We start from the raw sequence: 6,047 nt of genomic DNA, 5'->3' as shown, positions 1-6,047 counted from the left end.
CGGGCGGGGCGGGAGGCCGCCGCGAGTTCCTTGGGCGGGTCGGCGTTGGGCTCGTGGGCCGGGGGCGGCGGGACGGTCTGCACCCAGCCGGCCAGCCGGTCCCGCTCGTGGAGGAGGTTGCGGATGTCGCCGTCGGCGTACTCGAACTCCGGGGACCAGAACAACGCGTCGAAGGGGCAGACCTCGATGCAGATCCCGCAGTACATGCAGAGGGAGAAGTCGATGGCGAAGCGGTCGAGCACGTTGCGGGCGCGCGGGCGGCCGCCCTCGGGCGCGGGCAGGGTCTCCTTGTGGGAGTCGATGTAGATGCACCAGTCGGGGCACTCGCGCGCGCAGAGCATGCACACCGTGCAGTTCTCCTCGACGAGCGCGATCACCCCCCGGCTCCGCGCCGGAAGATCCGGCCTGACCTCGGGGTACTGCTGTGTCACCGACCGGCTCAGCATGTGCCGGAGGGTGATGGACAGCCCCTTCACCAGTCCTACTCCCGGGATTCGCGCCACTTGAACATCATGACGCACCGGCGGTCCCGCGGGAATGCGGCGGTCCCGTCGAAGACACGGAAGAATTCGAAGACTCCGTCCACAGATTCCGTGAGTTATCCACAGCCGTTGTCCACAGACTGTGTGTTCGAGTCGCCGGGCCCTTACGGAGATCAACCGGTGGAGGGACTGCGAGCGCCTTCAGATGTACGTATTGTTCCGGCCATGTCCCAGCAGTACGGCCCCGCCTGGCACCCGTCGCAGAAACCCGCTCCGTCCACCACCGGATGGAGCGTGGTGTGGGCGCTGGTCCCCCTGTTCACCTGCGGCCTCGGCACCCCGTTCATCATGGGGCACGCCGCCCGGCGGCTCCGGAGCGTCCCGCTCACCTTCGCCACCGCCCTCTACGCTCTCGGGGTGGGGGTGTTCCTCATCGAGGTGCAGGTCTACGGGGACACCGACCTGGCCCCGGCCTGGCTGGACGCCCTGACCACGGTCGGCCTGCTCGGCTCCTGGTTCGGCGGGCTCGGCCACGCGCTGATCATCCGCGGCTCGGTCTTCCGGGAGCAGCCCTCCTTCACCGGGGCGCCCTACCACCCCCCGGTCGCCCCCGCGCCGCACCCGGGTCCGCACCCGCACCCGCACACCATGACCCCCATGGCCCCCGTGGCCCCGCCGTACGACCGGCCCGCCTACCCGCAGCACACCGCGCCGCCGCTCCACCACGGTCCCGGCCCCGGCCCCTACACGCCGGTCCCGCCGCCCGGCCCGCAGCACGCGCAGCACACGCTGTACAGCCCGCAGCACTCGAACACGAACGTGAACAGGACCTTCGCGCAGTCCGACCGGCCCGCCGAGTGGATCGGCCCGTACCGGGTGATCGACACCCTGGGCCGGGGCGGGCAGGGGACGGTCCACCTCGCGCTCAGCCCGCAGGGGCAGAAGGTGGCGATCAAGGTCCTGCACGAGCGGTTCACCGGCAACCAGGCGGCCCGGGACCGGTTCCTGCGGGAGGTGGAGGCGACGCGCCGGGTGGCGACCTTCTCCACCGCCCGGGTGCTCGACGTGAACATCAACGACGACCAGGCCTACGTCGTCAGCGAGTACGTGGACGGCATGTCGCTGGAGCAGCTCGTCCGCGACCAGGGGCCGCGCGGCGAGGACGGGCTGACCCGGCTGGCCCTGGCCACCGCCGGCGCGCTGGCCGCGATCCACAAGGCGGGCGTGGTGCACCGGGACTTCAAACCGGCCAACGTGCTGATCGGCGCCGACGGCCCCCGGGTGATCGACTTCGGCATCGCCCGCGCGCTCGACCAGGTCACGGTGACCTCCAGCGTCATGGGCACCCCCGCCTACATGTCCCCCGAGCAGCTCGCCGGCGGGCACGTCGGCCCGGAGACCGACGTCTTCAGCTGGGCGTCCACCATGATCTACGCCGCCTCCGGCCGCACCGCCTTCGGCTCGGACACCATCCCGGCGATCCTCAACCGGGTGATCAACCACCAGCCGGACCTTTCGGTGCTGCCCGCCTCCCTGCGCCCGCTGGCCGCCGCCTGCCTGGAGAAGAACCCCGCCAACCGGCCCACCGCCGCCGACATCATGCTGCGCATCGTGCAATGACCCGTCGTGCGGTGACCGCCCCGCCCGGAATCCCCGGGCGGGCCGGTCACCCGGCCGCAACCCCGATTACGGCATGGTCGCCTGGCTCCAGCCGTACCCCGGCGGGCGGGGCGGTCATCCGGCCGTGACCCTGACGACCCCGGTGAGCAGGAGCTGCACCAGCGCCAGCGGCACCAGGCCGGTCCAGGCGAGCCGCTGCAGCTGGTCCTCGCGCAGCCGGGGATAGCTCACCCGGATCCAGATCACCACGAACACCAGGGCGAACACCTTCAGCAGCAGCCACACGGGGCCGGGCAGCAGGGGCCCGTGCCAGCCGCCCAGGAAGAGCACGCTCGTCAGCGCCGAGAGCACGATGATCCCGGCGTACTCGGCCAGCATGAACAGGGCGAAGCGGATCCCGGTGTACTCCGTCATCGGGCCCATGATGATCTCGGACTCGGCGATCGGCATGTCGAACGGCGGGCGGCGCAGCTCGGCCAGTCCCGCGACGAAGAACACCACGCCGCCGACCGCCTGCCAGGGCAGCCACCACCACTGCCAGGCCGCCACGATGCCCGGCAGGGAGAGCGTGCCCGCCGCCATCGCGACGCTGGAGGCGGCCAGCACCAGCGGCAGCTCGTAGGACATCAGCTGCGCGGCCGAGCGCATCCCGCCCATCAGGGAGTACTTGTTCCCCGACGACCAGCCGGCCATGATCGAGCCGAGCACGCCGACCCCCATCACGGCCAGCACGAAGAACAGCCCGGCGTCCAGGTCCACCCCGACCAGGCCGGGCCCGACGGGGATCACGACCATCACCACGAGGTACGGCACCAGCGCCACGGCCGGGGCCACGGCGAAGACCCGGCGGTCGGCGGCGGCCGGGATCACGTCCTCCTTCTGCAGGAACTTCACCCCGTCGGCGATCAGCTGGGCCCAGCCGTGGAAGCCCCCGGCGTACATCGGCCCGAGCCGGGCCTGCATGTGCGCCATCACCTTGTGCTCCATCTGCCCGGCGACCAGCGGGAGCACGAGGAAGACCGCGACGATCACGACCAGCCGGACGGCGGCGTCGAGCACCTCGGTGAGCATCACGCCTCCGTCTCGGAACGCCCCTCGGCCCGGCCGTCGCGCGCCCAGTCCGCGGGCACGCCGGGCGGGAGGGTCTTGCGGCGGCTCGGGGAGCCGTGATCCGACTCGCCCGGTTCCTTCGCCCCCGGCCAGGCCTTGGCGACCCGCGAGGCCAGCACGAAGTCCTTGCGCAGCGGGAAGCCCTCGAAGCCGTCCGGCAGCAGCAGCGGGACGAGGTTCGGGTGGCCCTCGAAGACCACGCCGAACATCTCGAAGGTCTCGCGCTCGTGCCAGTTCGCGCCCCGGAACACGCCGGTCGCGGTGGGCAGCCGGGGGTCCTCGCGCGGCACCCGGGTGCGCAGCAGCAGGCGCGAGCGGGCGTCCGGGTCGTAGACGCAGGCGACGACCGCGAAGCCCTCCGGCGGCTCGTCGACCCCGGTCAGCCAGTCGAGGAACACGTGGCCCCCGTCGCGGGCCGCCTCCAGCAGGCCGGTCCAGTCGCCGGGCTCGACGTCCGCCGTGGTCTCGCCGAACGACTCCGACACCCGGACGCGGGAGCCGTACCGCTCCTCGATCGCGGAGAGGTCCGCCCGCCCGCTCACCCGCGCCCGCCCTCGGGGGCGTAGCGGTCGCCCAGGTGCTCGGCGGCGATCTTCTCCTGGAGCTTCATGATGCCGTGCAGCAGCGCCTCGGGCCGGGGCGGGCAGCCCGGGACGTAGACGTCCACCGGGATGATCTGGTCGACGCCCTTGGTCACGCAGTAGGAGTCCCAGTAGGGGCCGCCGGTGTTGGAGCAGGCGCCGAAGGAGATGACGTACTTCGGCTCGGGCATCTGCTCGTACAGCCGTTTGACGGCCGGGGCCATCTTGTCGGTGACGGTGCCCGAGACGATCATCAGGTCGGCCTGCCGGGGGCCGTTGGCGAACGGGATCACCCCGAACCTGATGAAGTCGTGCCGGCTCATCGAGGTGGCGATGAACTCGATCGCGCAGCAGGCGAGACCGAAGTTGAACGCCCAGAGCGAGTAGCGCCTCCCCCAGTTGAGGACGAAGCGCATGGGCTTGGGGGCCAGTCGCGAGACCGGCCCCACCGCCGGCCGTACGGTGGGCATCGGGAGATCCGCCATGGGTCCATTCTCCTCCCGCGGGTCACGTCCAGGCGAGTACCCGCTTGCGCCAGGCGTACAGGATGCCGAGCGCGATGAAGCCGAGGAAGACCAGCATCTCCACCAGCGTGGTCATGCCGAAGCCGGGTGCGGCGAAGACCGTCGCCCAGGGGAAGAGGAAGACCGCGTCCACCGCGAAGACCACGTACAGGTAGGTGAAGACGTAGTAGCGCACCTGGGACTGGGCCCAGCCCTCGCCCACCGGGTCGACGCCGCACTCGTAGGTGGTCAGCTTCTCGGCCGTCGGCCGGTGCGGGCGGAGCAGCCGGTTGGCCAGGAGCCCGCCGGCGAAGATCGCCACCCCGATCGCGAACAGCGCGAAGACCACCGCGTAGGAACCGAAGTAGCCGTCCAATCGATCTCCTCTCGGGGACCCGCCGTACGGAGGTCCCGGGCTCCGGATGCTGACGGATCCGACATGCCTCGTCACCGAACGGAGCGGTCAAACCTGAATCGGCCAAAGCCTGCTCCCCGGTAGTACCAAGAAAAGGTAAACAAGGCCATTCCCCCCCTACGGTGACATGCATGCACAGAAAGCGATTCGTCGGCGGGGTGGCGCTACTCACCGTAGCCATGATCGGCTGCGGCTCCACCACCCCCTCCCACGCGGCGGATCATCTGATCCCTTCTGAGCCCACGCTCGTCGAGTACGCCGACCCCTCCCGGGTCCGCGGCCTGACCACGGCCACCGTCACCGACGGCGACTCCGGCGGCGGCTCCGGCGGACGGAACGTGCACGTCGTCTACCCCGTCCTGGCCGACGCGCCCCGCCTCACCGAGCGACTCCGCTCCGTGGTGACCGAGCGGCTCGACCGGTTCACCGCGACCGCCACCCGGCCGGCCGGACCGGACGGGAGCGCCCGCCCCGAGTTCAACGTGGACTGGCGGCTGCCCGCCGCGACCGAGCAGGTCGTCGGGGTACGGCTGGGCATCGGCGAACTCACCCAGTCCGGCTGGCGCGAGTCCAGGACCACCGTCTGGTACGACCGGGTGGAGGGGCTGGCAGTGGACTCCGCCGGCCTGCTCTCCGGCCCTCCCGCGCTGGCCTCGCTGGCCGGCCTGGTCCGGGAGGAGCTGGCCGGCCGGGGGCCCGGCGTGGACGCCGCCGCCGTCCGGGCGGACGCGCGGCTCTTCGACTCCATCGGCTTCAACCGGCACGGCGCGCTCGTCGTGGAGTTCGACGACTACCAGGTGGCCGCCGGTTCGCTCGGCCGGGTGGCGGTCGCCGTACCGGCGGCCCGGAGCGAGGCCCTGCTCTCCCCCACCGGCCTGCGGGCCCAGGCCGCGGCCGTGCGCGCCGGGCGGCTGCCGGTCTCGACGCCCACCGCCGAATCCATCAAGGAGTCCATCAAGGCCGCGGCCGCCGGCAGGCCCCCGGCGCGGACGCACCCGGGCGGGCACCGTGGACTGCGCGGCGGTCAAGTGCATCGCGCTGACCTTCGACGACGGGCCGGGCCCGGCCACCGGCGAGCTGCTGGACGCCCTGGCCGCCCGCGGCGCCAGGGCCACCTTCTTCGTCACCGGCTCGAACGCGGTCGCCCGTCCCGACCTGCTCGGCCGGATGAGCCGGGAGGGGCACCTGGTCGCCAACCACACCTGGTCCCACCGCGACCTCGCCTCGCTGCCCCCGGGCAGGGCCGCCCACCAGCTGTCCCAGGCCCAGGAGGCCATCGGCCAGGCGACCGGCCAGGCCCCCACCCTGGCGCGCCCGCCGTACGGCTCGGCCGGCG

At 72.2% G+C, this 6,047-nt stretch carries 8 protein-coding genes; 2 read left to right on the top strand and 6 right to left on the bottom strand.

The genetic code is table 11. The features are described 5' to 3' along the window. The coding region (locus ACWJ6R_RS28245) for a NuoI/complex I 23 kDa subunit family protein (protein WP_449065141.1) at positions 1-503 on the bottom strand (503 nt) is incomplete at its 3' end. A 204-nt stretch (positions 504-707) separates the two neighbouring features. Here ACWJ6R_RS28245 and ACWJ6R_RS28240 point away from each other — a divergent pair. After that, positions 708-2,102, top strand: a complete 1,395-nt coding sequence (locus tag ACWJ6R_RS28240; protein WP_449065140.1) for a serine/threonine-protein kinase — start codon at positions 708-710, stop codon at positions 2,100-2,102. A 114-nt stretch (positions 2,103-2,216) separates the two neighbouring features. On the opposite strand, the gene nuoH is transcribed toward ACWJ6R_RS28240, so the two are convergent. From nuoH to ACWJ6R_RS28215, 5 genes are all read right to left on the bottom strand, one after another. Next, positions 2,217-3,173: an NADH-quinone oxidoreductase subunit NuoH gene (gene nuoH / locus ACWJ6R_RS28235; protein WP_449065139.1), complete on the bottom strand. Its 957-nt coding sequence runs from the start codon at positions 3,171-3,173 to the stop codon at positions 2,217-2,219. Beyond that, complete coding sequence (locus ACWJ6R_RS28230; RefSeq protein ID WP_449065138.1) at positions 3,173-3,754, bottom strand: NADH-quinone oxidoreductase subunit C; 582 nt, start codon at positions 3,752-3,754, stop codon at positions 3,173-3,175. Before ACWJ6R_RS28230 ends, nuoH begins: the two co-directional genes overlap by 1 nt. Beyond that, positions 3,751-4,278 carry an NADH-quinone oxidoreductase subunit B gene (locus ACWJ6R_RS28225; RefSeq protein WP_449065137.1) on the bottom strand — a complete coding sequence of 176 codons (528 nt, stop codon included), beginning with the start codon at positions 4,276-4,278 and terminating at the stop codon, positions 3,751-3,753. The genes ACWJ6R_RS28230 and ACWJ6R_RS28225 overlap by 4 nt, the downstream gene beginning before the upstream one ends. 22 nt (positions 4,279-4,300) lie before the next feature. Further along, complete coding sequence (locus ACWJ6R_RS28220; protein WP_449065136.1) at positions 4,301-4,672, bottom strand: NADH-quinone oxidoreductase subunit A; 372 nt, start codon at positions 4,670-4,672, stop codon at positions 4,301-4,303. 829 nt (positions 4,673-5,501) lie between these two features. Beyond that, positions 5,502-5,654, bottom strand: a complete 153-nt coding sequence (locus tag ACWJ6R_RS28215) for a hypothetical protein (protein WP_449065135.1) — start codon at positions 5,652-5,654, stop codon at positions 5,502-5,504. A gap of 65 nt (positions 5,655-5,719) precedes the next feature. Between ACWJ6R_RS28215 and ACWJ6R_RS28210 the strand changes: the two genes are divergently transcribed. Then, positions 5,720-6,047 (top strand): polysaccharide deacetylase family protein (locus ACWJ6R_RS28210; protein WP_449065134.1); only part of this gene is annotated, 328 nt, incomplete at its 3' end.

The organism is Planomonospora algeriensis (assembly GCF_977012225.1).
Note: the sequence above shows the minus strand (reverse complement) of the source record. Positions and strands in the feature narration are given on the sequence as shown.